22 protein-coding genes are annotated in these 23,902 nt (G+C 73.4%); 9 read left to right on the forward strand and 13 right to left on the reverse strand.

Annotated elements, in window-relative coordinates; all coding sequences use genetic code 11:
- Positions 1 to 241: 241 nt before the first annotated feature.
- Positions 242 to 1,711: an MFS transporter gene (locus tag ACPT94_RS12520; protein WP_425245838.1), complete on the forward strand. Its 1,470-nt coding sequence runs from the start codon at positions 242 to 244 to the stop codon at positions 1,709 to 1,711.
- Between the two features lie 155 nt (positions 1,712 to 1,866).
- Here the strand turns inward: ACPT94_RS12520 and ACPT94_RS12525 are convergent, their stop codons facing one another.
- From ACPT94_RS12525 to ACPT94_RS12540, 4 genes are all read right to left on the reverse strand, one after another.
- Positions 1,867 to 2,427, reverse strand: a complete 561-nt coding sequence (locus ACPT94_RS12525; RefSeq protein WP_425245839.1) for a hypothetical protein — start codon at positions 2,425 to 2,427, stop codon at positions 1,867 to 1,869.
- Between the two features lie 92 nt (positions 2,428 to 2,519).
- Positions 2,520 to 4,103, reverse strand: coding sequence for a PTS transporter subunit EIIC (locus ACPT94_RS12530; protein WP_425245840.1), 1,584 nt, complete (start codon positions 4,101 to 4,103; stop codon positions 2,520 to 2,522).
- 16 nt (positions 4,104 to 4,119) lie between these two features.
- A complete protein-coding gene (gene murQ / locus ACPT94_RS12535) occupies positions 4,120 to 5,055 on the reverse strand; it encodes an N-acetylmuramic acid 6-phosphate etherase (protein WP_425245841.1) in 936 nt (311 codons plus the stop codon).
- Between the two features lie 367 nt (positions 5,056 to 5,422).
- Entirely contained in the window at positions 5,423 to 6,319 is an 897-nt protein-coding gene (locus ACPT94_RS12540; protein WP_360334203.1) for a MurR/RpiR family transcriptional regulator, read from the reverse strand.
- Positions 6,320 to 6,374: 55 nt separating this feature from the next.
- Here ACPT94_RS12540 and ACPT94_RS12545 point away from each other — a divergent pair, with 55 nt between their 5' ends.
- Positions 6,375 to 6,770 carry a DUF8819 family protein gene (locus ACPT94_RS12545; protein WP_360334206.1) on the forward strand — a complete coding sequence of 132 codons (396 nt, stop codon included), beginning with the start codon at positions 6,375 to 6,377 and terminating at the stop codon, positions 6,768 to 6,770.
- Between the two features lie 7 nt (positions 6,771 to 6,777).
- Positions 6,778 to 7,056, forward strand: a complete 279-nt coding sequence (locus tag ACPT94_RS12550; RefSeq protein WP_360334209.1) for a DUF4031 domain-containing protein — start codon at positions 6,778 to 6,780, stop codon at positions 7,054 to 7,056.
- Here the strand turns inward: ACPT94_RS12550 and ACPT94_RS12555 are convergent.
- On the reverse strand, positions 7,042 to 7,716 hold the full coding sequence (locus ACPT94_RS12555) for an HD domain-containing protein (RefSeq protein ID WP_425245842.1): 675 nt from the start codon (positions 7,714 to 7,716) through the stop codon (positions 7,042 to 7,044). The genes ACPT94_RS12550 and ACPT94_RS12555 overlap by 15 nt on opposite strands.
- A 150-nt stretch (positions 7,717 to 7,866) precedes the next feature.
- On the opposite strand from ACPT94_RS12555, the gene ACPT94_RS12560 reads away from it, so the two are divergent.
- Complete coding sequence (locus ACPT94_RS12560) at positions 7,867 to 8,559, forward strand: copper homeostasis protein CutC (protein ID WP_425245843.1); 693 nt, start codon at positions 7,867 to 7,869, stop codon at positions 8,557 to 8,559.
- A gap of 119 nt (positions 8,560 to 8,678) precedes the next feature.
- Here the strand turns inward: ACPT94_RS12560 and ACPT94_RS12565 are convergent, their stop codons facing one another.
- Positions 8,679 to 10,733, reverse strand: coding sequence for a HelD family protein (locus ACPT94_RS12565; RefSeq protein WP_360334217.1), 2,055 nt, complete (start codon positions 10,731 to 10,733; stop codon positions 8,679 to 8,681).
- A gap of 394 nt (positions 10,734 to 11,127) precedes the next feature.
- On the opposite strand from ACPT94_RS12565, the gene ACPT94_RS12570 reads away from it, so the two are divergent.
- Complete coding sequence (locus tag ACPT94_RS12570; protein WP_425245844.1) at positions 11,128 to 11,307, forward strand: hypothetical protein; 180 nt, start codon at positions 11,128 to 11,130, stop codon at positions 11,305 to 11,307.
- Positions 11,308 to 11,327: 20 nt separating this feature from the next.
- On the opposite strand, the gene ACPT94_RS12575 is transcribed toward ACPT94_RS12570, so the two are convergent.
- Entirely contained in the window at positions 11,328 to 12,971 is a 1,644-nt protein-coding gene (locus ACPT94_RS12575) for a DNA repair helicase XPB (RefSeq protein ID WP_360334222.1), read from the reverse strand.
- A gap of 164 nt (positions 12,972 to 13,135) precedes the next feature.
- On the opposite strand from ACPT94_RS12575, the gene ACPT94_RS12580 reads away from it, so the two are divergent.
- Positions 13,136 to 13,690, forward strand: coding sequence for a hypothetical protein (locus tag ACPT94_RS12580; protein ID WP_425245845.1), 555 nt, complete (start codon positions 13,136 to 13,138; stop codon positions 13,688 to 13,690).
- A gap of 36 nt (positions 13,691 to 13,726) precedes the next feature.
- On the opposite strand, the gene ACPT94_RS12585 is transcribed toward ACPT94_RS12580, so the two are convergent.
- Entirely contained in the window at positions 13,727 to 16,255 is a 2,529-nt protein-coding gene (locus ACPT94_RS12585) for a helicase-associated domain-containing protein (protein ID WP_360334228.1), read from the reverse strand.
- Between the two features lie 619 nt (positions 16,256 to 16,874).
- Between ACPT94_RS12585 and ACPT94_RS12590 the strand changes: the two genes are divergently transcribed.
- Together ACPT94_RS12590 and ACPT94_RS12595 are read left to right on the forward strand one after the other, a co-directional pair.
- Entirely contained in the window at positions 16,875 to 17,858 is a 984-nt protein-coding gene (locus ACPT94_RS12590) for a hypothetical protein (protein WP_360334231.1), read from the forward strand.
- Between the two features lie 302 nt (positions 17,859 to 18,160).
- Complete coding sequence (locus tag ACPT94_RS12595; RefSeq protein ID WP_425245846.1) at positions 18,161 to 18,817, forward strand: HAD family hydrolase; 657 nt, start codon at positions 18,161 to 18,163, stop codon at positions 18,815 to 18,817.
- A 22-nt stretch (positions 18,818 to 18,839) separates the two neighbouring features.
- On the opposite strand, the gene ACPT94_RS12600 is transcribed toward ACPT94_RS12595, so the two are convergent.
- Complete coding sequence (locus tag ACPT94_RS12600; RefSeq protein ID WP_360334237.1) at positions 18,840 to 19,091, reverse strand: hypothetical protein; 252 nt, start codon at positions 19,089 to 19,091, stop codon at positions 18,840 to 18,842.
- Between the two features lie 165 nt (positions 19,092 to 19,256).
- Between ACPT94_RS12600 and ACPT94_RS12605 the strand changes: the two genes are divergently transcribed.
- Positions 19,257 to 19,640 carry a cold-shock protein gene (locus ACPT94_RS12605; RefSeq protein WP_133911996.1) on the forward strand — a complete coding sequence of 128 codons (384 nt, stop codon included), beginning with the start codon at positions 19,257 to 19,259 and terminating at the stop codon, positions 19,638 to 19,640.
- Positions 19,641 to 19,646: 6 nt separating this feature from the next.
- On the opposite strand, the gene ACPT94_RS12610 is transcribed toward ACPT94_RS12605, so the two are convergent.
- The 4 genes from ACPT94_RS12610 to ACPT94_RS12625 all read right to left on the reverse strand — a co-directional run bounded on the left by ACPT94_RS12610 (position 19,647) and on the right by ACPT94_RS12625 (position 23,598).
- Entirely contained in the window at positions 19,647 to 20,525 is an 879-nt protein-coding gene (locus ACPT94_RS12610) for a 1,4-dihydroxy-6-naphtoate synthase (RefSeq protein ID WP_425245847.1), read from the reverse strand.
- Positions 20,515 to 21,267: a futalosine hydrolase gene (locus ACPT94_RS12615; protein ID WP_425245848.1), complete on the reverse strand. Its 753-nt coding sequence runs from the start codon at positions 21,265 to 21,267 to the stop codon at positions 20,515 to 20,517. The genes ACPT94_RS12610 and ACPT94_RS12615 overlap by 11 nt, the downstream gene beginning before the upstream one ends.
- Positions 21,237 to 21,749 (reverse strand): DUF2771 domain-containing protein, encoded by a 513-nt coding sequence (locus ACPT94_RS12620; protein WP_360334243.1) that lies wholly within the window; start codon positions 21,747 to 21,749, stop codon positions 21,237 to 21,239. The genes ACPT94_RS12615 and ACPT94_RS12620 overlap by 31 nt, the downstream gene beginning before the upstream one ends.
- Positions 21,750 to 22,164: 415 nt before the next feature.
- Positions 22,165 to 23,598, reverse strand: coding sequence for an MFS transporter (locus tag ACPT94_RS12625; protein ID WP_360334246.1), 1,434 nt, complete (start codon positions 23,596 to 23,598; stop codon positions 22,165 to 22,167).
- Between the last annotated feature and the right edge of the window lie 304 nt (positions 23,599 to 23,902).

Below are 23,902 nucleotides of genomic sequence, written 5' to 3' on the forward strand. Positions count from 1 at the left end.
TCCGGGAGATGAGGATCCCTCGTCTCCCGGACACGCGCCGCGACCGAACCAACGCCTTCGACCGTCCCGGTCCAATGCCTTCGACCGTCCCGGTCCAACGCCGTCGGCCGGTCACCCGGTCCCCCGTCGACCGGTCAGCGGAGCAGACCCAGCGGATTTAGCTTGCTTAACTCAATCAATCTGCATAAGCTTGCTTGAGTCAAGCAGTCCAGTCCCTGTAGTTCCGACGGAGGCCCCTGTCATGTCCGACGCTCCTGCCCGACCCGCCGCCGCGGGGTCAGCCGCCCCGCCGAGGTCGAACGCCGTGGTGGCGGTCCTGGCCCTCGCCGGAATCGTCGTCTCCCTGATGCAGACCCTGGTCATCCCGATCGTCCCCGAGCTGCCCAGGCTGCTGGACGCGCCCGCCTCCGACACCGCGTGGGCGGTGACGGCGACGCTGCTGGCGGCCGCCGTCGCCACCCCGGTCGTGGGCCGGCTCGGTGACATGGTCGGCAAGCGGCGGATGCTGGTGGTGAGCATCCTGCTGCTGGTGTCCGGCTCGGTGGTCTGCGCTCTCGCCGACTCGCTGGTTCCGATGATCGTCGGCCGTGCCCTCCAGGGCCTGTCGGCCGCCGTGGTGCCGCTGGGCATCAGCATCCTGCGGGACGTGGTCCCCGCCGAGAAGCTCGCCGGTTCGACGGCGGTGATGAGCGCCTCCCTCGGTGTCGGTGGTGCGCTCGGTCTGCCGGCCGCCGCGTTCATCGCGGACAACTGGGACTGGCACGTCCTGTTCTGGACCTCCGCCGCCCTTGGTCTCGTCTCCCTGCTCCTCGTCCTGCTGTTCGTCCCGGAGTCGCAGAACCGGGCCGGCGGCCGCTTCGACCTCGTCGGCTCGCTCGGTCTGTCGGCCGGTCTGGTGGCGCTGCTGCTGACCGTGTCCAAGGGCGCCGACTGGGGCTGGACCTCCGCCACGACGCTCGGCCTCGCCGGCGCCGCCGTGGTGATCCTGCCGGCCTGGGGCCGGTGGGAGCTGCGGGCGAAGCAGCCGCTGGTCGACCTGCGCACCACCGCCAAGAAGCAGGTGCTGTTCACCAACCTCGCCTCTGTCGCCCTCGGCTTCTCGATGTTCGCGATGTCCCTCGTCCTGCCCCAGCTGCTGCAGCTGCCCGAGCAGACCGGCTACGGCCTGGGCAGGTCGATGCTCACCGTCGGCCTCGTCCTCGCCCCGCAGGGCCTGGTGATGATGGCCATGTCCGCCGTGTCCGCCGGGATCACCCGGGCCAAGGGCCCGAAGGTGACGCTGATGATCGGCGCGCTGATCGTGGCCTCCGGCTACGGCCTGAACATCCTGCTCATGTCCGAGGTCTGGCACCTGATCCTGGTGTCCTGCGTCATCGGCGCCGGTGTCGGCTTCACCTACGGCGCCCTCCCCGCCCTCATCATGGCCGCCGTCGACCCCTCCCAGACGGGCGCGGCGAACAGCCTGAACACGCTGATGCGGTCCCTGGGCACGTCGTTCGCCAGCGCCATCGCGGGCGTCGTCCTCGCCCAGATGACCACCGACTTCGGCGGCTACGCGCTGCCCTCCGAGAACGGCTTCAAGGTCGTCATGGCCCTCGGCGCCGGAGCCGCGCTCGTCGCCTTCCTCCTCGCCACCTTCATCCCCCGGCAGCGGACGGCCGCACAGGCCCCCGAAACCCCGGCCGAGATCGCCGAACCGGCCAAGGCGTGACGCCGGCGCGAACCGCCCAGGCATGACAACGGCTCCCAGGCGGCCGTCTTCCCGCAAACACGCGGGCGGGCGGCCGCTGAACGTTGTCGGCCGAAGGATGCCCGCTGAAGATCGGCGCTGAAGACGGCGCTGAAGACGGCGCTGAAGACTGCCCGCTAAAGGTTGCCGAGGGGCTCGATGTCGACCTTCACGGGCGTGCCCCAGATGCGCAGGACCTCGTAGTCGGTGAACTCGTGGACCAGGCGGTAGGCCATGGCGGGGCGGGAGCCGCGGCGCAGGGCGGCGAGGTACAGCTCGGCCTCGCGGCGGTCGCGGCGGGGCGTGCCGCACAGCTGCCACTCCTGGCCGTTCCACAGCTCCGGCAGCCAGCGCTGCTGGGGCTGCGGGCGGTCGCCGCGGGTGCCGTAGCGGGAGGGGGAGGCGGGGCGCGCGGACTGGGGGGCGGGCCCGTTGAACTCGGCGCGGCGGGCGGCTCGCCGGCGCGTCTCGCAGAGCAGGCACAGGTCGGGGGCGGCCTCGTCGACGGGGCCGTTCGGATGCTCGGCGCAGCGGGTCGCGGGCGCGGTGACACTCTCGTCCAGCAGCTCCAGCGCCCGCCGCAGATCGGCCTTGACCTCCTGCAGCTTGGCGTCCGGGGTGTCCGAGGTGAGGGCCTCGCCGTGCTCACCGAGGAGGCGGAGGGCACGGCCCAGGTGGGTGAGCTGTGCGTGGTTCATGGCGAGCGTCTCCGTTTCCTGCCGCTTGCTGCGCTCGTGCGCCGGACACCGATGACACCACCGTCGCACACACCACTGACATTCCGGCGATGTCAGGCGCCGCTCCCGGAAGGGTCACCGGAAGCAGCGGGCGGTGCCGCGCGGTCGGTGACGCCGAAGACGTACGTCACGGCGAAACCGACCGCGTACCCCGTCACCAGGCCGCCCGCGTAGACGCCGAGGGCCGTGGCCCAGCCGTGGGGGCCGGCCAGCAGGGGGAACAGGGCCCAGCCCGACGGGCCGATGGCGGTGGCGCCGACCTGGTCGCCGAGCATCGCGAAGAAGCCGACGAAGGCCCCGCCGGCCGCGCCGCCCACGCAGGCCGTGAGGAAGGGGCGGCCGAGGGGGAGGGAGACGCCGTAGATCAGGGGTTCGCCGACGCCCAGGAGACCCGCCGGGAGCGCCGATCTGATCGTCGTCCGCAGTGAGGTGTCGTGGCGCAGGCGGACGTAGACCGCGAGGGACGCGCCGACCTGGCCCGCGCCCGCCATCGCCAGGACGGGGAGCAGGACGGTGTGGCCCTGCTGCTCGATGAGCGTGGTGTGGATGGGGATGAGGGCCTGGTGGAGGCCGAGCATCACCAAGGGGAGGAAGAGGCCGCCGAGGACGAGGCCGGCGAAGGCGCCCGTCGTCGTCAGCAGCCAGTTCGCGGCGGTGCCGATGGCGGCGGAGACCGCGCCGGCCGCGTACATGAGGCCGTAGAGCGTGGCGAGGCCCGCGACGAGGACGGTCAGGGTGGGGGTGAGGAGGACGTCGAGTGCGTCCGGGACCCGGCCGCGGCACGCCTTCTCCACGTACGTCGCCAGCAGCGCGGCCGCCAGCGCGCCGAGGACTCCGCCCTGGCCCGGGGCGAGTGTCACCCCGAACGCGGTGACCTTCGCGACCCCCGGGTACACGACGATCGCCGCGACCGCCCCGCCGAGGACGGGGGTGCCGCCGAACTCCTTCGCCGTGTTGTGCCCGACGAAGACGGCGATCAGCGCCATGAAGCCGGAGGCGACGGCGGCGAGGGCGGGGGTCAGCCGGGGCAGCAGGCCGGCGTTGACGAGGAGACCGTTGACCCCGGCGAGGACTCCGCAGCCGATGAGCGCCGGGATGAGGGGGACGAAGACGGCGGCGACACGACGGAGAGCGGTCTTGAAGGGGGTGGCGTTGCGCCGCCGCCGCTCCTCCCTCAACTCCGCTCCCCGCGCGGCCGGCCCCTCCGCGGCCGGCCACTCCGAGACCGGTCCCTGGGCGGCCGGTTCCCCCGCAGCCGGCTCCTCTGCGGCCGGTCCCCCTGCAGCCGGTCCCTGGCCAGCCAGTCCCCCCGCAGCCGGCCTCTCCGCAGCCGGTCCCTCCGCGGTCGGTCCCTCCGCAGCCGGTCCCCCCGCGGTCGAGCGGCCCAGCAGTTCCTGGAACGCGGCCGTCACCCTCGCCACGACACCCGGCCCGAGCACCACCTGGTACATGCCGTCGGCCACGACGACCCCCAGCACCCCGGGCAGGGCCCGCAGCACCCCCTCGTCCACGCGGGAGGTGTCGGCGAGGCTCAGCCGCAGGCGGGTCATGCAGTGGGCGACGGAGGTGACGTTGGCGGGGCCGCCGACCAGGGGGAGGAGCGCGGCGGCGGTGGCGGAGGCGGTGTCTTGGCGCACTCCCCGAGCGTGCGGCTCAGGCCCGCGCCGCGGCGAGCGCGGCACGCAGATGACCGCCGGACTCCTCCAGAAGGCGGGCGGCCGTCGGCCCGTCGACCCCGGCGAGCAGGACGAGGATCGCGTGCTTCACCTCGCCGTCGGTGGCCGCGAGGGCGGCTTCGATCTCTTCGTCCGCCGCTCCCGTCGCGAGAGAAACGATCCGCCGGGAGCGGGCGCGCAGCTTCTCGTTCGAGGCGCGGACGTCGACCATCAGGTTCCCGTACGTCTTGCCCAGCCGGATCATCGTGATCGTCGACAGCATGTTCAGCACCAGCTTCTGCGCCGTGCCCGCCTTCAGCCGGGTCGACCCGGTGAGCAGCTCCGGCCCGACGACGACCTCGATGCCGTGCTCGGCGGCCGCCGCCAGCGCGCTGCCGGCGTTGCAGGCCAGCCCGACGGTCAGGGCGCCCCGGGAGCGGGCGTACTCCACGGCGCCGAGCGCGTACGGCGTCCGCCCGGACGCGGAGACGCCGACCACGGTGTCCTCCGGGGCCAGCACGAGCGCGGCCAGGTCCGCCTCGGCCAGCTCCCGGGAGTCCTCGGCACCCTCGACCGAGGTCACCATGGCCTGCGGGCCGCCCGCGATGAGGCCGACGACCTGCCCCGGGGCCGTGTCGAAGGTGGGCGGGCACTCGGAGGCGTCCAGCACACCGAGCCGGCCGGCGGTCCCGGCACCGGCGTAGATCAGCCGCCCGCCGCGTGCCATCCGCTCGGCGACGGCGTCGATGGCGGCGGCGATCTCGGGCAGCCGGTGGGCGACCGCGGCGGGGACGGCCGCGTCCTCGCCGTTCATGAGGCGGGCGATGTCGAGGGTGGGGAGCCGGTCGATGTCGGCGAGGTCGGGGCGGAAGGCTTCGGTGGTGAGGGATTCCAGCTGGGAGAGGAGAGGGTCGGGGGAGGAGGCGGAGGTCATGGAGGGCGACTCTTTCCGGTTACTTCGGAGCGGGGGCTCAGTGCAGCTACTCATGGGGCGCGGGGCTGTACAAATATGCGGCTCCGCCGCGTGGGCGCGACAGGCCACGACGGCGCCGCGCACGCCATCGGACAATCACCCCCTCGGTCCACGACCTAGTGCCGCGACAGGCAACGTTCGCCCCGTCGCGACGCCCGGCACGCCCTCTCGCCGCACCGGCCGAAAGCCCAAGTACATCCAGTACGAGGGCTTCCGGCCGGCACACCGAGAGCACGCTCCCCCACCCTCGAACCGGCTTCGCACGGCTCGGGCGGGAGGTACCCCCACGACCCCGCTCCTCAACGGGCAAACGTTGCCTGCCGCGGCACTAGCGGTGCCGGTGCGCCAACGCCTCATAGCTCGCGGCCAGCGAGGGCGCGGCCGTCTCGTACGTCCGCTGGGCCACCCCCACGAACAGACAGTCCACCACCAGCAACTGACTCGTCCGCGACGACATCGCCGCCGGCCGCAGCTCGCTCTCGCGCGCCGTCGACGTGGTCAGCACATGATCGGCGTACTGCGTCACCGCGCCCCCCGGCCGCCCGGTGATCGCCACCGTCGTGGTCCCCCGCTCGAACGCCACCCGCAACGGCTCGATGACGTCGCCGGTGGACCCGGAGTGGGTGATGGCGATGGCGACATCGCCCGCCCGCAGCTGCACGGCGTTGGTCACGGCGAGATGCGGATCGCTGTGGGCGTGGGCCATGAGCCCTATCCGAAGGAGCTTCTGGACGAGGTCCTGGGCGACGAGACCGGACGCGCCGACGCCGTAGACGTCGGTGCGGCGGGCGCCGGCGACCGCGTCGACGGCCGCGCCGAGCTGGGCGGTGTCGAGGCCGGCGGCCGTGTCGGCGAGGGTCTGCTGCTCGTCGTGGGCGAGTTTGGCGACGACGTCGGCGAGGGGGTCGTCGACGGCGATGTCGGTGGTGATGGCGGGGGCGCGGCCGGACTGCTGCTGGGCGGCCAGGCCGGCGAGGGCGAGGCGCAGGTCGCGGTAGCCGGGATAGCCGAGGAGGCGGGCGGTGCGCACGACGGTGGCCTCGCTGGTGCCGGTGCGTTCGGCGAGGGCGGTGACCGTCAGGGCGGCGCAGCCCGCGGGGTCGCTCGCGACGACTTCGGCGACGCGGTGCATGGAGCGGGTCATGGACGGGGCGAGCGTACGGACCTTGGCGGCGAGGGCCGAGGCGGTGGCGCCGCCGAAAATTTCTTTCACGTCCTCGGTCACTCATGAAAGATATTTTCGGCTCGGTGTCTCGGTCAAGAGTGCGCACAATAGGGACATGGACCCCTCCGGCAACCCCATCAGCTCACTGGAACAGGCACTGCACGCGGCGCGCGCCCTGGTCCTCGCCGACCTGGTCACGGGTCAGGTCGCGGAGGCGGACGTGGTGTCGCTGGTCGAGGAATCCGTCGTCCAGCGGCGATGGTGGGTCCAGCAGTGGCCGGACGGGGCGGACTTCGTCGCCGGGCTGGTGGCGCAGGACGTCCAGGACGCGCTGCTGGAGCGGTACGGACGCTGGCCGCTGTGCCCGGTCTGCGGCTCCGGCGACCCGCACGCCCTCGACGTCGAGCCGGAACTCGGGCCCGACCCGCACTGGGTGTGCCACAAGGCGGGCGTGAAGGTCGCGGCGGTCGGGGCGCTGGGGTCGGCGACCGGCGGGATGCCGTCCTCGTGAGGCCCGCGTGACGATCTACATCGACCCGCCGGACTGGCCGGGCCACGGCCGCATGTGGTCCCACCTCGTCAGCGATGTCTCGTACGACGAACTGCACGTCTTCGCGGAGCGGTTGGGCGTGCCCCGGCGGGCCTTCGAACGCGATCACTACGACATTCCGGCGCACCACTACGCCGACGCGGTGGCCGCCGGGGCGGTGGAGGTGAGCAGCCGGGAGGTGGTGCGGCTGCTGACGGCGTCCGGGTTGCGCCGGCCGAAGGGGCGCGCGAGGTCACCCCGTCAGTAGGTCCAGCTCTCCCCGCAGGTTGTAGCGCGCCGTCGCCTCCCATGCTCTCGCCCCGTGCGGGGTGCGGAACAGGCGGGGCAGGTCCAGCAGTTGGCGGAGGACGGCCGCGCGGCCCTCGCGGAAGGCCTCGTTCGGGACGAAGTGGTACTCCTCGCGGACGGCGGCCGTGTAGGCGGCGTACGCGGACGGGGGCGCGGCCAGGATCGCGAGGTCGGCGTCGCACAGGACCTGGCCGTCGTGGTCGTCGTCGGCCGGGTCGTGGGTGACGGTGAGGCGGACCAGGCGGGCGACCTCGGCGGTCTTCGCGTCCGGAAGGCCGGCCTCGGCGAGCGCGCGTTCGGCGAGGCGGGCCGAGCGTTCCTCGTTCTCCGAGCGGTCGGGCAGATAGACCGCGTCGTGGAACCACGCGGCCAGGCGGACGACGTCCGCGTCGTCGGCGTACTCCTCCAGGGTGTCGACGTGGTCCAGGACCGCGGTGAGGTGCGCGAGCGTGTGGTAGCGGCGCTGCGGTTCCTGCCAGCGGGTGAGGAGGTTGTCGGCGTAGGGGAGGGGGTCCGGGGTGGTGGCGGGGGAGCGGGCGGCTTCGAGGGCTCGGGTGAAGCGGGTGCGGAGGGTTTCGAGGGCGGTGGGCGTGGCGGGGGCGGCGGGGGCGTCGGCCATGGGTTCATTTTGGCGCGGTCGGCGGGCGGGTGGGGGTGAGTGTCGTTCGGTACAGGCGTAGGCTGGATTGGACTAGACCTGTTGGGGCGGGCCTGTCGTGTCAGACCCACGACAGGCCCGCTGTAGCCGCCTACGGACGAATGGGGTCCCATGAGCAAGCGTGCAGTCCTGGAGGTGATCGCCCTCGACGTCGAGGACGCGGTCGCCGCCCAGGCCGGAGGCGCGGACCGCCTCGAGCTGGTCACCGACATGGCCGCCGACGGGCTCACCCCACCCGTGACGACCTTCGCCGGGATCCGTGCCGCCGTCGACCTCGACCTGCGCGTGATGCTGCGACTGGCGGACGGCTTCGCCGCAGGGGATCCCGAACGGCTGGTTCGCGTCACGCGGGAGTTGCGGGAGGCCGGGGCCGAGGAGTTCGTGCTGGGCTTCCTCGACGCGGAGGGCGGGGTGGATCTGACCGCCGTGGAGCACGTGGTCGGCGAACTGGACGGCTGCCGCTGGACCTTCCACCGCGCCATCGACCACACGGCCGACCGGGACGCCCTGCGCAAGCAACTCGCCGACCTCCCCGGCCTCGACACCTACCTCACGGCCGGCTCCGCCGCCGGCGTCGACGACGGCCTCCCCACTCTGCTGGCCGAGGCCGCACGGGGCGGGGAGCCGGGGTACGAGCCGCGGATCCTGGTGGGCGGCGGGCTGCGACTGGACCACGTGCCCCCACTGCGCGCGGCCGGGATCGACGCCTTCCACATCGGCGGCGCGGCGCGGCCCGGGGGCTGGGCGGGGCCGGTCTCGGCGCAGGCCGTGGGGGAGTGGCGGCGGGTGGTGGACGGCGACTGAGGCGGGAGGCCCCTCACCCGGAAGGCCGGTCACCCACCGGCCGTCGAGGTGTCGGCCCGGCTGCCGACGACGCCGCGGGTGACCGTGTGAGGGCTCGGCGGCCGACGCGATCGCACGCCCTACGACAGCTGCGGCGGCAGCGGGGCCGCATGCGTGACGATCAGGCCCGACACCGCTCGGGTCAGCGCCACGTACAGCCGTCGCAGCCCCGTCCGCTCGTCCGGTTCGCCGTCGACCACCGCCTGGGGTTCGTCCAGGACCACGTAGTCGTATTCCAGGCCCTTGGCGAGGGAGGCCGGGACCAGGGTCAGGCGGGTCTCCCGGGTCGTTTCCTGGCCGGGGGCCAGATGGGTGAGGCCGGCCGCCGACAGGGCCTCGGACAGGGCCGGGACGCGGGCGTCGGCCGCGATCAGGCCGATGGAGCCCTCGTTGCGGAGCAACTCCGCGCAGGCGGCGACCACGTCGTCGTCCCCGGCGATCGGGCGGAGGGCGAAGAAGCCCGGGTTCTCACGGACCGAGGCGACCGGCGTCAGGCCGGGGGCGATGTGCGGGAGCAGGCGGGAGGCGTAGGTGATGACGTCCGTCGGGACACGGAAACCGGCCGTCAGCTCCTCGACCACCGCGTCGGGTTTCCCGAGGTGGGTGAGGGCATCGTGCCAACTCCGGGTCGCCCAGGGGGTGGTGCCCTGCGCGAGGTCGCCGAGGACGGTCGCACTGCCGGTGGAGCAGCGGCGGCCGACGGCCCGGTACTGCATGGGGGAGAGGTCCTGCGCCTCGTCCAGCACCACGTGACCGAGGGAGGGCGTGCGCTCCACGAGGTCGCTCGTCTCGTCGATCAGCACCGCGTCCGCCGCCGACCACTTCGCCGACTTCACCGATCTGACCGGCTTCGCCCACAGGATCGTCTTCTGCTCCTCCTCGGTCAGGACGCCCTCCGCGTGGGCGGCGAGGAAGTCCGCGTCCGTCAGCAGGCGCAGCACCAGCTTCGCCGGGTCCACCGGCGGCCACACCGCCTTCACCGCCGCCTTCACCGCGCTGTTGCGCGCCACCGCGTCCTGCACCCGGTCGTCCGGCGCCTCCCCGGCCCGCTCCATCTGCACCAGCACGGCGTGCGCGATGCGCTGCGGGAGGGCGTCGCGGGCGGCGCCGTAGCGGATGCCGCGGTCGAGCAACTCGCGGACGACGTCCTCCAGTTCGTACGCCGGGACGCGCCAGCGGCGTGAGCCGCGCACGACGACGACCGGTTCGGTGGGCATCGTGACGTGGGAGTACACGGCCCGGCGCAGCACCTCGGCCATCCTCGCGTCGCCCTTGACGACGGCGGCCGCCGCGTCGTCCGTGCCGCGTACCTCCACATGCGCCACGAGGTCGTCGACCGTAGCCTGACGTACCGTCAACTCGCCCAGTGCGGGAAGGACTTGCTCGATGTAGTGGAGGAAGGACCGGTTCGGGCCGATGACCAGGGTGCCGGTGCGGGCCAGCCGCTCGCGGTGGGCGTAGAGGAGGTACGCGACCCGGTGCAGGCCGACGGCCGTCTTCCCGGTGCCCGGGCCTCCCTGCACACACACGCTGCCCGCCAGTCCCGACCGCACGATCTCGTCCTGCTCGGGCTGGATGGTGGCCACGATGTCGCGCATCGGGCCGACACGCGGGCGCTCGATCTCCTGCTGGAGCAGCTTGCTGGTGGTCGCCGAGACCTCCGCCGGATCCGAGAGGTGCTCGTCCTCGTACGCGGTGAGATCGCCGCCCGTGTACCCGAAGCGGCGGCGCAGCGCGACGTCCATCGGGTCCTTCCTGGACGCCCGGTAGAACGGCTGCGACACCGGCGCGCGCCAGTCGATCACCATCGGGTCCCCGTCGGCGTCGTGCACATGCCGCCGGCCGATGTAGAAGCGTTCCCCTTCCGCGCCCTCCGCCTGTTCGGCGCCGGGGGCGTGCAGGTAGTCGAGCCGGCCGAAGAACAGCGGGGTGTCGCTGAGGTCGGCCAGCGCCTTGATGCGTTCCCCGATCTGGCGCTCCAGGATCTGGGCGTTGACCCAGTTCGCGGTGACGTCGCTGATGTCGAGGGCCTCCACGTCCTCGCGCATGGCACGCAGCGCGGAGCGGGAGGCGCTCAGGTGGGCGCGCTCGCGGCCGAGGGGACCGTCGGGAGAGTCGTGGGCGGGCGTGGACAAAGGGGTGCCTCCGGAGGGACCTGCGGGGAAAGGGCGCTGCGGGATGCCGTCCGGTTTCCGTCCGGACGACGGCACTCCCAGAGGGAGGCGGGCAAGAGCGGGGATTCTAGGTGAGCGGGGGAGCGGAAGACCAATGGTTTTCCGCGGGCAGGGTTTTCCGCGCCAAGCGGTTTTCGCCAGGGCTTTCCGCGTCGGCGGTTTTCGGCTCCGGCGGTTCTCGTCGCTCTCGGGTTTCTCGCGAGGCGCCCCGACATCGCGTTCCCTGTCTCGTCCCCTAGGGGACCGCGCCCTCCTTCCCTGGGGGAACGGCTCACCCCCGGGTACTACGCGATGACGACGCGGGTTCGCCCGCCAGACCGATGCCTCCTCCTGGCCGGAAAGCCACCATGGACACATGAGCGCAGCAACCATCACCCCAGCCCCCGGCCGCCCGCCCGGCGCCTCCGCCGTGCTCGGCAGCCACCGCCACCGCCTCGGCGAGGCCCTGCGCGCCGCCAGGGTGTTCGCGGGCGCCGCCTTCGACGTGATCATCCTCGGCGAGTACGGCGAGGAAGCCGGCGTCCGCAGAAGGTGACACCCGCGCCCGCTCGCGCCTCAGCTCTCCGCCAGCAACTCGTCCGCGTCCACGATCCGGTACGCGTACCCCTGCTCCGCCAGGAACCGCTGCCGATGCGCCGCGAAGTCCTGGTCGATCGTGTCCCGCGCCACCACCGAGTAGAAGTGGGCCTGGTGGCCGTCGGCCTTGGGCCGCAGCACCCGTCCCAGGCGCTGGGCCTCCTCCTGGCGTGAACCGAAGGTCCCGGAGACCTGGATGGCGACCGTCGCCTCCGGCAGGTCGATCGAGAAGTTGGCGACCTTCGAGACCACCAGGACGCTGATCTCGCCCTCCCGGAAGGCGTCGAAGAGCTTCTCGCGCTGGGCGTTGGAGGTCTCGCCCTTGATGACGGGCGCGTTCAGGTGCTCGCCCAGCTCGTCGAGCTGGTCGATGTACTGGCCGATGACCAGGATCTGCTGGCCGGCGAACCGGCGGACGATCGCCTCCGTCACCTTCCGCTTGGTGTCCGTCGTCGCGCAGTAGCGGTACTTCTCCTCCGCCTCCGCGGTCGCGTACGCCAGCCGCTCGGAGTCGGTGAGGTTGACCCGGACCTCCACACAGTCCGCGGGCGCGATGTAGCCCTGCGCCTCGATCTCCTTCCACGGCGCGTCGAAGCGCTTCGGGCCGATCAGCGAGAACACGTCCGACTCGCGGCCGTCCTCGCGGACGAGCGTCGCGGTCAGGCCCAGCCGGCGGCGCGCCTGCAGATCCGCCGTGAACTTGAAGACCGGCGCCGGCAACAGGTGCACCTCGTCGTAGACGATCAGCCCCCAGTCCCGGGAGTCGAACAGCTCCAGATGGGGATAGATCCCCTTCCGCTTCGTCGTCAGCACCTGGTACGTGGCGATGGTGACGGGCCGGATCTCCTTGCGCGTCCCGCTGTACTCACCGATCTCGTCCTCGGTCAGCGAGGTCCGCTTCACCAGCTCGTGCTTCCACTGCCGAGCCGAGACGGTGTTCGTGACGAGGATGAGGGTCGTGGACTTCGCCTGGGCCATGGAACCGGCCCCCACCAGCGTCTTCCCGGCACCGCAGGGGAGCACCACGACCCCGCTCCCGCCGTGCCAGAAGTTCTCCACGGCCTGCTTCTGGTACGGCCGCAGCGCCCACCCGTCCTCGGCCAGCTCGATCGGGTGCGCCTCGCCGTCGACGTACCCGGCGAGGTCCTCGGCCGGCCAGCCCAGCTTCAGCAGGACCTGCTTGATCTGCCCGCGCTCGGAGGGGTGCACGACGACGGTGTCCGGGTCGATGCGGGCGCCGACGAGCGGGGCGATCCGCTTGGAGCGCAGGATCTCCTCGAGGACCGGGCGGTCGGTGGTCGTCAGGACCAGGCCGTGCGCCGGGTGCTTGCTCAGGGTCAGGCGGCCGTAGCGGTCCATCGTCTCGGCGATGTCGACGAGCAGCGCGTGCGGCACCGGGTAACGGCTGTACTGCACCAGCGCGTCGACGACCTGCTCCGCGTCGTGCCCGGCCGCTCGCGCGTTCCACAGGCCCAGCGGGGTCACCCGGTAGGTGTGGATGTGCTCCGGGGCCCGCTCCAGCTCCGCGAAGGGCGCGATGGCCCGGCGGCAGTCGTCGGCCCGCTCGTGGTCGACCTCCAGGAGCAGGGTCTTGTCCGACTGGACGATCAGCGGTCCGTTCACGTACCCACATCCCTTCCGCACGGCCAAACGTCCAGTGTGCCGTACCGCGTCCCCGAACGGCGGCCCGCTGCCACCCCGGCCTTTGCCGGGCAACCCTGCGCACCCCTCGGCCGTCTGACCGGGGGGAGCAGCGCGGTGGGCGCGACGCGGTGAGGAGTGCACGTATGCCGGTCCTGTCGGTGGGCAGAGGGGCAGTCGGTGTGGGAGCCGCGGCGGTGCTGGCGGCCACCGGCACCTGGGTGATGTGGCCGGGGAACGTCGACACACGGCTGTGGGGCGACGTGCGGCCGGTGATCGAGGCCCGGCTGGTGGCGGAGGCGCGAGGCAGCGGATACGGCGAGAGCGAGCCCGCCCTCGACGCGCGCTGGTTCTGCCGGGTGGAACCGCTCGAGCTGGTGGAGCGCGGGGACGTCGTACGAGCGGGCGTCAAGACGCTGTGCATGGAGTACGGGATGCGCGACGGCACCCTCGTGGAGTGCGGCGGCGCGCAGGACCCGCAGGTCGTACGGCTGCAGCGGGACGACGCGGCCGCCGGCGGCTTCCGGGTCGTCTCGCGCGAGGAGGCGCCCGACGGCGAGGGCAACGCGGAGTGGACGGACGCCCACTTCGGCTTCCTCGCCGAGTCCGCCCTCCACGACCCGATGTCGTCCGGCCCCCTGGAGACCGCGGCCCGCGCCCACTTCGGCCTGCCCGCGGACGCCCCCCTCGGGGTCTGCTGAGCGGTCACGCCCGGGGCACGACCGGTCCCCCGGCCGTCAGTCGTCCGCCAACTCCGCCACCCCCGTGATCCGGTGCAGCGGATACGTCCGCACCTCGTCCGCCGTGTGGTCGTACGCCGTCACGAAGCCGCCCTCCACCCGCACCGGCGCGATGACGCGCTGGCTGGCGGTGCCCTCGGCGTTGACGTAGCCGATCCACAGGGCCTCGCCGGTGAGGACGGCGGCCTGCACGGTGGCGAGGGTCTCGGCGGAGCTGGTGCGGGGGAGTTCCCCGGGGGCGAGCGGGGTGGCGTCCGTGGGCTTGCGGGGCGCGGTGGAGGCGAGGTCACCGGCGCGGATCGCACGGATGGCGGCCGCGAGGAGGGTGGCGTCGGGGACGGGCGGGCCGTCGGGGACCGGTGCGGGAGGCGTACGGGGCGGAGTGCGGTGGGCGTGCGCACGGGTGATCAGGACGTCGCCCTCGGCGGACTCGGCGGCCGGCGCGAAGCCCATCGCGCGCAGGCCGTCGAGCAGGGCCGCCGGGTCGGCCTGCGCGGCCACCACGGTCGGAGCGAGGCGCCGCAGACGCAGGCCGGCGGCGCGCTTGTCGGCGAGGATCTCGTCCAGCAGCGTCTCGTCGTCGCAGCGGACGTACGCCGAGGCCGCGCCCACCCGCAGCCGGCCGTGCTTGCGGGCCACGTCGTCGATCAGGTACGCCAGCGGCTGCGGCACCGGCGTACGGGAGTGCGCGGCGAGGAAGGCGTGCAGGTCGGAGGCGGTACGGCCGGCGTCCAGGGCGCGGCGTACCGAGCCGGGGGTGAAGCGGTAGACGGTGGCGCCGCCCTTCGACTCGACGTCGGCGAGGACGCCCAGCATGTCGGCGAGCGGGCGGTGCAGGGGGCCGGGGGCCACGGCCGTCAGGTCCGCCTGGAGGAGCACATGGTCCAGGGGCTCGGGCAGGAGCGGGGAGAGGAGGCGGGCGGCGGTCGCGGTGGCCACGGCCTGCTCGGGCGGGGAGAGGGGCTCGGGGGGAGCGGACGGGCGGTGGTGGTGGACGGGGAGTTTGTCGCCCGGCCCCTTCGGCTCCTCGGCCGCCTTGGGCGCGGCCGCGGCTCCGAGCAGCGCCCGCCCGTGCGCCGAGAGGGCGCCGCGGCCGGTCACGCCGAGCAGCTCGGCCTGCGTGAGGGTCCAGCGGGCGAGGCGGGTGCGGAGGTCGTCCTCGCTCTGGGCGCCTCGCAGCGGCCGTTCCCAGCGCAGACGGGCGAGCACCGCCTCCCCGTCCGGCGCGCCGCCCTCCGGGAGCGCCGCCAGCAACGTCAGCACCCGGTGGCGCACCTCCGGCGCCGCCGAACGGTCCAGCCCCGGCCCCAGCGCCGACAGCGTCCGGTCCTTCGCGTCCCGCCCGCCGACCAGCCCCGACGTCCGCGTCGCCGTGAGCCACGTCTCCGCGAGCAGTGCCCACCGCTCGGCGGCGGGCCGCTCCCGCCACTCGTCGTACGCCGGGGTCGCCGCGTACCGTTCGTCGGCCTCCCCGTCGGAGGCCAGCAGCCCCGCCGCGTACGCCAGCTCCACCCAGAACGCGGCGACCGGCTCGGACACGTCCAGCGCGACGGCGGTCCGCTTGAGATCACGGACGCTGAGCCCTCCGGCCCGCAGCACAGCCGGCCCGCCCTCGTCCCAGTCCTTCAGCAGCTCCTCGACCGTCGCCAGCGCCGTGTACGCCTGCCCGGCCGCCGTCGCGTCCACAACCTGTGGACGGTGCAGGACGTGCGGCTCCACGGCGGGCGGGACGGGCTCCGGCATGCGGTGCGCCCGCCCGGCCCGCAGATGCAGGGCGACCTCGCGGGGCAGGACGACGGTGCCGGGCGCGGTCGGCAGCAGCAGCCCCCGGTCGAGCAGCCAGCGCAGACGAGGCGCCGGGTCGGGGGTGACCTGGCCGTACGGCGGACCCCAGACGAGCCGCTCCAGTACGTCGAGGGAGTCGGCCGGGGCCTGGCCGAGCAGCCTCTGCATCCTCTTCCGGTCGGTGAAGAGGGCGGTGAGCGCGGCGACCGCCGAGACCGAGTCGTGGGTCGACGGCAGCCCGGCCGCCGACACGATCTCCTGGATCCGGCCCGGCGACATCCCCGCGGTCGCCTCCTGCACGGACGGGCCGAGCCCCGTCGGGGACGGGTGCTGCGGGGACGGCGCCAGCAGCTCACGGGCCGTACGGACGAGACGGAGCCGGTCGTCGGCACCCCAGACGAGGGCCTGCTCGCGCAGGGCGGCCACAGCGGCGGGCAGCGCGGCGACCACGGCCTCGTCGGCCGCGTCCCCCGCCATCAGCCCCAGCAGCTCGTCGTACGACGCCGGATCCCCGGCCACGGCCAGCGCCTCCGCCGTCTGCAACGCGAACCGGTCGAGCCGCTCCAGGGCCCGTACGACGGAGGCACGGGTGCCGGCGCGGGTGGCGAGCTGCGTGAGGTCGGTGGGGACCGGGGTGATGAGGTCCGGGCGACGGCGCAGAAGAGCGGCCAGGGAGGCGTCGTCCCTCGCGCGGAGCGCTTCCGCGAGGGAACGGGGGGACGGGTGGGCCTGGGTGCTCATCTGACCCACGTTAGCGGGTTGCCTCCGGCGGTTGAGGGGGCGTCGTGCGGGTGAGCAGGGGTCGCTTTCTGTTGGCCTGGGTGAAGTGGTGCTCCTGTCCCGGGGCGGCCGTCCCTGGGGGCTGCCGCCCCCAGCCCCCCGCTTCGGCCCTGAACGGGCCTCGTCCTCAAACGCCGGACGGGCTGACTTGGCCTGCGGCGGTTGGGGGTGTGGCGCGGGTGAGTGGGGGTCGCTTTCTGTTGGCCTGGGTGGAGTGCTGGGCCTGTCTCGGGGCGGCCGTCCCTGGGGGCTGCCGCCCCCAGCCCCCCGCTTCGGCCCTGAACGGGCCTCGTCCTCAAACGCCGGACGGGCTGTTTTTGTCGGCCCTCGTTCACAGGCCGCCGGAGGGGCCGGAATCACCTGCGCCCGTGCGCAGGGCACCGGATGGGGCTGGTTTGGCTGGTCCTCGTTCACAGGTCGCAGGGCGGGCCGGGATCATTTGCGTCCGTGCGCAGCGCACCGGCCGGGCCGGAAGCACCTGTGCGCGTGCGTGGTGCATTGGGCGGGCCGGGTTCGTCCAGCCCGTTCCGGATGCGTCGGACGGGCTGGATTGTCGGGGCCTGCGCGATAGCGTCTTCCCGTGGGGATCGAGAGCGACCAGGTCGTCTACGAGTATCTGAGCCGCGTCGGAGATGTGGCCCAGCAGCGGCAGTTGTCGTCGGCCACGCGCATGCGGCTCGTCTCGGAGTTGCGGAACGAGATCGACCGGCGCCGGGCCAAGGCGCCCGTCGACAGTCCCGCCGCCGTCCGCCGTATCATCGCCCGCCTCGGCAGCCCGGACGAGGTCGTCGCGGCCGCGGCCGGTGACAGCCCGGGTGTGCCGCAGGCGCCGGAGCCCACCGTGCCCGCACAGCGGGTCCGTGAGGACGAGGAGGGGCGGCCGAAGGGGATACGGCGGATCGTGCCACGCCCCCGTCCGCGTTCCGACGCGGCCCCGCCCGCCCCCTCGGACGTACCGTCCCCTCCGCACCGGGCCGGCGCACACGAACTCGGCGACGCCATGGAGACCCCCGACTGGTGGCGGCGTGAGCCCAACCCCTTCCTGCTCGGTGACGAGGTGCCGGGCTTCGTGGGCGGCGTGGAGATCCCGGACATGCTCAAGCCTCCGCCGTCCAAGGAGAAGGAGGTGGCGGTCGAGGCGGAGGAGACGGAGAGCACGGCGGTCGAAGCGGACGCGGACGAGGCTCCCGCCCGGCGTCGGCGCCTTCTCCCCTCCCTCCGGCCAGGTCGCTGGAGCAACCCCCTCCTGCTGATCGCCGCCGGCTGCCTCGTCGTCGGGGCGGTGATCGGGAAGTGGCCCGTGCTGATCGTGGGCTGGCTCATCGCCTACCTCTCACGCCGGCTGACCGAGCGGGAGACGCAGTGGGCGGTCATGGTGCTGCCGGGCCTGTCGGTCGCGGCCGGTGTCGTCTGGTTGTGGGGCCGGACCGAGGGGCGCTGGGGCGCTCCCATCGCCGAGGGACAGATGAACGACGCGGTGGGGGAGACCCTGCCGTGGGTGGTGCGGGGCGCGGCGGTGGCGTCGGCATTGTTTCTGGTGTGGCGGTCACAGCGGCAGAGGTGAAGCCGGTCGGCTCGGCGCTCAGCGTCCCAGCGTCCCCAGCGGGGCCACGCCCCTGGAAACGCCCTGCGCCCCCTGCGGGGCTGGCGTCCCGCATCCCTCCTCGGCCGTAAAAACGGACCGCGCCCCGCGCTGCAGGTTCAGGGGGCCGGGGCGGGCAGCCCGCGTGAGGTGCAGGGGCGTGGCCCCGCTGGGGGTGCAGGGGGCGGAGCCCCCGGTGGGGTTGAAGGGGCGGAGCCCCTGGAGGTCGGGGAGGGTAGGGGCGGCGGGGGCGAAGAAAACCGGGTTCCGTCCCCCTGGGCACAATGGCCCGCATGAGCCCGCAGCCCTCCTCCTCCCCCCACTCCGCCCCCACCCTCACCGTCGGCTTCGACCTCGACATGACCCTCATCGACTCCCGCCCCGGCATCCACGCCGTCTACAGGGCGCTGGCCGAACGGACGGGCGCGTACATAGACGCAGACCTGGCGATCACGCGTCTGGGGCCGCCCCTGGAGGAGGAGATGGCCAACTGGTTCCCCGCGGAGCAGGTCCCCGCCATGGCCGACGTCTACCGCGAGCTGTACCCCACCCACGCGATCACCCGCACGCTCGCGATGGCCGGCGCCCGCGATGCCGTGGCGGCCGTGCAGGCGGCGGGCGGGCGGGCGATCGTCGTGACCGCCAAGTGGGAGCCCAACGCCAAGCTCCACCTGAAGCACCTCGGCATCGACGCCGACGCGGTCATCGGCAACCTGTGGGCCGAACAGAAGGCGGCGGCCCTGCGCGAGCACGGCGCGAGCGTCTACGTCGGCGACCACGTCGGTGACATACGAGGCGCCCGCTCGGCCGGCACCCTCGCGGTGTCCGTGGCGACCGGCCCGTGCAGCGCGCAGGAGCTGACCGGCGCCGGCGCGGACGTCGTCCTGCGGGACCTGACGGAGTTCCCGGCCTGGCTCACCGACCACCTCGCGGCGGCCTGAGGCCGCAAGCCGACGCCGGCGATCACCTTCCGGCCGCTCGCGCCCGCCGCCGCCCCGCGGCCACCGACCGCAGCACACCGGCCCCCGCGATGACGAACCCGACACCCATCAGCATGCTCAACCCGAACATGTACGTCGGAAAAGGCGTCGTCCCCAGGAACAGCGGGGCCACGGTGACGAGAGTGGCCACGGCACCGATGAAGAACACGATGGCACCGGCACGGATCAGTCGGTCACCGGGCGCGGCGGAATTCGTTTGGGTTTTGTCACGCACCCGACCAGGGTAGTTCCCTGCGCGAAGGAACAACCGGGCGACGTCTTGTCACCCGCCCGGAGACCATTAGCCTTGGTACCGGCGGGTCATGGTCGACCCGCTGTAGTGCTATCAAGAGCCGTTTTCAGAAGCAGTTTTCCGACGAGTACGAGGACGAGGACAGACGTGCCTACCGGCAAGGTCAAGTGGTTCAACAGCGAGAAGGGCTTCGGCTTTCTCTCCCGCGACGACGGCGGTGACGTCTTCGTCCATTCCTCGGTCCTCCCCGCCGGAGTCGAGACACTGAAGCCGGGTCAGCGCGTGGAGTTCGGCGTCGTGGCCGGGCAGCGCGGCGACCAGGCACTCTCCGTCGTCCTCCTCGACCCGACGCCCTCGGTCGCGGCGGCCCAGCGCAAGAAGCCGGACGAACTGGCCTCCATCGTGCAGGATCTGACGACCCTCCTCGAGAACATCACCCCGATGCTCGAGAAGGGCCGCTACCCCGACAAGGCCTCCGGCAAGAAGATCGCGGGCCTGCTGCGCGCGGTCGCCGACCAGTTGGACGTGTAGCCCCGGTTACGGGAAGTCGAGCGCGTTCGGGCCGAGGGGCGGCACCAGCCCCTCGGCCGCCGCGCGCGTCAGCAGCCCGCGCACGGCCGCGTAGCCGTCCTCGCCCAGATCCGCCGTGAACTCGTTGACGTACAGCCCGATGTGCTGGTCGGCGACCGCCGGGTCCATCTCCTGGGCGTGCTCCATGACGTACGGGCGGGAGACCTCGGGGGCGTCCCAGGCGGCGCGGACGGAGGCGCGGATCGACTCGGCGAGCAGCCGCAGCCGCTCCGGGCCCAGCGAGCGCTTCGCGATGATCGCGCCGAGCGGAATCGGCAGGCCGGTCGTGGCCTCCCAGTGCTCGCCCATGTCGGCGAGCTTGCGCAGGCCGTAGTTCTGGTACGTGAAGCGCGCCTCGTGGATGACCAGGCCCGCGTCGACCTTCCCGTCCCGCACCGCCGGCATGATCTCGTGGAAGGGCATGACCACGATCTCGCCGACCCCGCCGGGGACCGTCTCCGCCGCCCACAGACGGAAGAGCAGATACGCCGTCGACCTCTCGCTCGGCACGGCGACCGTACGGCCGGCGAGTCCCGCACCGCCGACGTCGTGGGCGGCACCGCCGTCGCCCGTCTCCCGCGTCAGCACCAGCGGCCCGCAGCCCCGGCCCAGCGCACCCCCGCAGGGCAGCAGCGCGTACGCGTCGAGGACGTACGGCAGCACCGCGTACGACACCTTCAGCACGTCGTGCTCGCCGCGCTCCGCCATGCCGTTGGTGATGTCGATGTCCGCGAACATCACGTCGAGCGCGGGGGCGTCGGGGACGCGGCCGTGGGCGAGGGCGTCGAAGACGAAGGTGTCGTTGGGGCAGGGCGAGTACGCGATCTGCAACTGGTCACCGGTCATGTGGGGTCCAACTCTCCAGGACGGGTGTGAGCTTCCCGAAGGCCGTGGTCAGCGCGGCCAGAGCGGCGCCGATGCGCCAGGCGGCCCGGTCGCGGGGGCCGACGGCGTTCGAGACCGCGCGGATCTCCAGCACGGGCGTGCCGTGCGCGGCGGCCGCCTCGGCGACCCCGAAGCCCTCCATGGCCTCGGCGAGGGCGCGCGGGTGGCGCTCGCGCAGGGCGGCGGCGCGGGCGGCGGTGCCCGTGACGGTCGAGACGGTGAGGACCGCGCCGGTGCGGGCACCGGTGGCGGTCGCGGTCTGCCGCACGAGGGCGCAGGGCGGGCGGTGGGTGATCGTGCCGAAGCCCAGCTCGGTCACCGGCAGGAAGCCGTCGGCGGTCTGCGCGCCCAGGTCGGCGGCGGTGATCTCGTCGGCGACGACGAGGGAGCCCAGGGGGGCGTCGGGGGCGAAGCCGCCGGCGATCCCCGCGGAGACGACCAGGTCGTACGGGGCGCCGGCCAGGGCGGCGGAGGTGAGGGCGGCGGCGGTGGAGGCGGCGGCGAGGGCCGGGCCCACACCGGCGGCCAGGAGGTCGTACGTCCGCGGGGTGCGGTGCAGGGTCGCGCCGGCGAGGCGCACCTCGCGGGTCGGCCCGGCGAGCGCCTGTGCCACCGCGTCCCTCTCCACGGGAACGGCGGTGGCCACAAGCACGCGGGGCCCGGCGGCAGCGATCAGTCGTCCTTCTCGAGCTTGAAGGACCACAGGCCGGTGACGGTCTGGCTGTCCTTCTTGCCGTCGCCGGCCTTGATGGAGACGAGGGTGGAGTCGCCCTGGGCGCCGTACTGGGCGTTGAAGAACACGCTGCCCGGGATGGTGCGGTACGTCTTGTCGCTGTCCTCGGTGAGCGGCTGACCGTTCATCAGGATCGTCCAGCGCTTGTCCGCCACGTCGGGGTCGACGCCGAAGCGGACGGTCTCGTCCGGGTCGACCTTGATCGACTTGATGTCCTTCTCCTTGAGGCACGCCGTCAGCTCGGCGGGCTTGAGGGATTCGCCCTCACCGCCGCAGGTGGCCTCTTCGCTGACCGAGGAGCGGCCGACGGTGATCGTGGAGAGCGGCGTCGGCTTGTCGCAGGCCGACAGGACGAGCAGTCCGGCGGAAACGGCGCCGGCGGCGGCGACGGCGCGGCGGCGCCGCACAACGCGGTGTACATCAGCGGCTTCGCCGCGGGGCAGCGTGGTCATGGCCGAAGGCTATCGGGCACGGTCGGCGGTCTCTCTACGTGGGGGGCGGCGTGGCTGTGTGTTACGCCACGCGGACCGGGGCGTGCCTGGTCGCCTGCCGGTCCCGCCGTCCCGCCGTCCGGCCGTCGGGTCGGTCCCGCCGTCCCGCCGGTCGCGCCGCCCGGTCGGTCCCGCCGGTTCCACTGCCCGGCCGGTCCCGCCGTCCCGCCGGTCGCGCCGCCAGGCCCATCCCGCCGGTCCCGCTGCCCGGCCGGTCCCGCCGGTCGCGCCGCCAGGCCCGTCCAGCCGGTTCCACTGCCCGTCCGCGCCGCCCGGCCCATCCAGCCGGTTCCACTGCCGGGCCGGTCCCGCCGTTCGGCCGGGCAGGCCGTCCCGCCCTCACACCGCCCCCGCCGGCCCCGCCGGCTCCCTCCGCTCACGCCAGGTTCGTGCGCGGGGTGCCGCCGTGCCGGGCGGAGGAGAGCAGGCCGCGGACCGTGGTGACCCAGCCGACGGCCACGACGGCCGCGGCCACCGACAGGCCCAGGGCGCCGTTCAGCGGCATCGCGATGCCCACCGCGCCGCCGAACACCCACGACATCTGCAACAGCGTCTCGGAGCGAGCGAACGCCGACGTCCGCACCAGCTCCGGCACGTCCCGCTGGATCAGCGCGTCCAGGGACAACTTGGACAGCGCCTGCGAGAAACCCGCGACCGCCGCCAGGCACGCCACCAGGAACGCCCCGAAGAAGACGGCCGCCGTGAGCGCCGCGCCGAGGACGACCGCCACCACCGTCACGATGATCAGCTCCGGCGCCCTGGAGCGCAGCCACGCCCCCACCGCCGTACCGAGCGCGTTGCCCAGGCCCGCCGCGACGGCCACCATGCCCAGCGACACCGCCGCGCTCTGGCCGGTCAGCGGGTGCTCGCGCAGCAGGAACGCGAGGAAGAACGTCAGGAAGCCGGACAGCCAGCGCAGGGCGGCGTTCGCGCCCAACGCGTGGGTGACGGCGATGCCGACCGTCCGCAGGCCCGGACGCTTCACCGGTTGGCGATGCGGGCCGTGCAGATGCTGCTCGTCCGCCGCGAGCAGCGCGGTGTCCTCGCCCTTCGCCGAGTCGACCTTCGGCGGGAGGGAGAAGGAGAGGACCGTCCCCGTCACGAAGATCACGAACGCGCCGTAGAGCGGATAGCGCGGGCCGAGCGCCTGCAGGCCCGCCGCCACGGGTGCCGCGACGCCCGTGGCCAGGAGACCGCCCAGGGTGACGCGGGAGTTGGCCTTCACCAGCGAGAAGCGCGGTGGCAGCAGGCGCGGGACGACGGCGCTTCTGACCACGCCGTACGCCTTCGACGCGACCAGGACGCCGAGCGCCGCCGGGTACATCTCGATGCTGCCGGTGACGACCGCGCCGGAGAGGACGAGGGCGAGCACGGCGCGGGCGACCATCGCGCCCGCCATGGCGGCCCGGCGGCCGTGCGGCAGGCGGTCCAGGAGCGGACCGATCACGGGGGCGAGGAGGGTGAAGGGCGCCATGGTGATCGCGAGGTACAGCGCCACGCGGCCGCGGGCCTCGTCGGTCGGCACGGAGAAGAAGACGGTGGAGGCGAGCGCGACCGTGATCATGACATCGCCGGCGCCGTTCACCCCGTGCAGCTCGATCAGCTTGCCCAGACCGGACTCACCGGCGCCGTGGGCGTGGGTGGCCTTGCGGATGCCTCGGGCGGTTCCCGTGAACGGCAGGTGCAGGGCACGACCGATCGCGCGGACGGACCCTGGCCTACGGCCCGAACCGCTCACCCGGCTCCTCCCCTTGCATCCCTTCGCCCCACCGGTCCCGGTGGCGCCCTGGGGTGTCCTCGCGGCTGCCACCCCGTCATAGTGCCCCGAGAACGCCTTCCGTAGTGCGGTTACCGCGCGTACGGCCGTGTGCTGTCCGGCGGACCGGCCGGCCGACGGTCAGGGTCGGGCCGGGGAATCATGGTGCCGGGGGTTCCAGAAACACCGTCGGTGTGGGCTCGGAGCCCGCGAAGAGGTAGCGTGCCTATCTCAGCCATCCCTCACAATGGATGGCACAGGTGCGCCCGAGCGCGATCGGCGCGGACGTCGACGCGGTCCCCAGGTCCGCTCCGTCCGCTCCACCGCCGGTGGCAACCGCACCCTGGAGACGGCGTAG

The organism is Streptomyces aurantiaciflavus, assembly GCF_049808595.1.
GTDB lineage: Bacteria > Actinomycetota > Actinomycetes > Streptomycetales > Streptomycetaceae > Streptomyces.

Excerpts from the sequence above, each read along its gene's own strand:
- ACPT94_RS12520 (WP_425245838.1), top strand. The coding sequence starts at position 242 with ATGTCCGACGCTCCTGCCCGACCCGCCGCCGCGGGGTCAGCCGCCCCG.
- ACPT94_RS12525 (WP_425245839.1), bottom strand. The coding sequence starts at position 2,427 with ATGAACCACGCACAGCTCACCCACCTGGGCCGTGCCCTCCGCCTCCTC.
- murQ (WP_425245841.1), bottom strand. The coding sequence starts at position 5,055 with ATGACCTCCGCCTCCTCCCCCGACCCTCTCCTCTCCCAGCTGGAATCC.
- ACPT94_RS12545 (WP_360334206.1), top strand. The coding sequence starts at position 6,375 with ATGGACCCCTCCGGCAACCCCATCAGCTCACTGGAACAGGCACTGCAC.
- ACPT94_RS12555 (WP_425245842.1), bottom strand. The coding sequence starts at position 7,716 with ATGGCCGACGCCCCCGCCGCCCCCGCCACGCCCACCGCCCTCGAAACC.
- ACPT94_RS12560 (WP_425245843.1), top strand. The coding sequence starts at position 7,867 with ATGAGCAAGCGTGCAGTCCTGGAGGTGATCGCCCTCGACGTCGAGGAC.
- ACPT94_RS12570 (WP_425245844.1), top strand. The coding sequence starts at position 11,128 with ATGAGCGCAGCAACCATCACCCCAGCCCCCGGCCGCCCGCCCGGCGCC.
- ACPT94_RS12580 (WP_425245845.1), top strand. The coding sequence starts at position 13,136 with ATGCCGGTCCTGTCGGTGGGCAGAGGGGCAGTCGGTGTGGGAGCCGCG.
- ACPT94_RS12585 (WP_360334228.1), bottom strand. The coding sequence starts at position 16,255 with ATGAGCACCCAGGCCCACCCGTCCCCCCGTTCCCTCGCGGAAGCGCTC.
- ACPT94_RS12595 (WP_425245846.1), top strand. The coding sequence starts at position 18,161 with ATGGCCCGCATGAGCCCGCAGCCCTCCTCCTCCCCCCACTCCGCCCCC.
- ACPT94_RS12610 (WP_425245847.1), bottom strand. The coding sequence starts at position 20,525 with ATGACCGGTGACCAGTTGCAGATCGCGTACTCGCCCTGCCCCAACGAC.
- ACPT94_RS12620 (WP_360334243.1), bottom strand. The coding sequence starts at position 21,749 with ATGACCACGCTGCCCCGCGGCGAAGCCGCTGATGTACACCGCGTTGTG.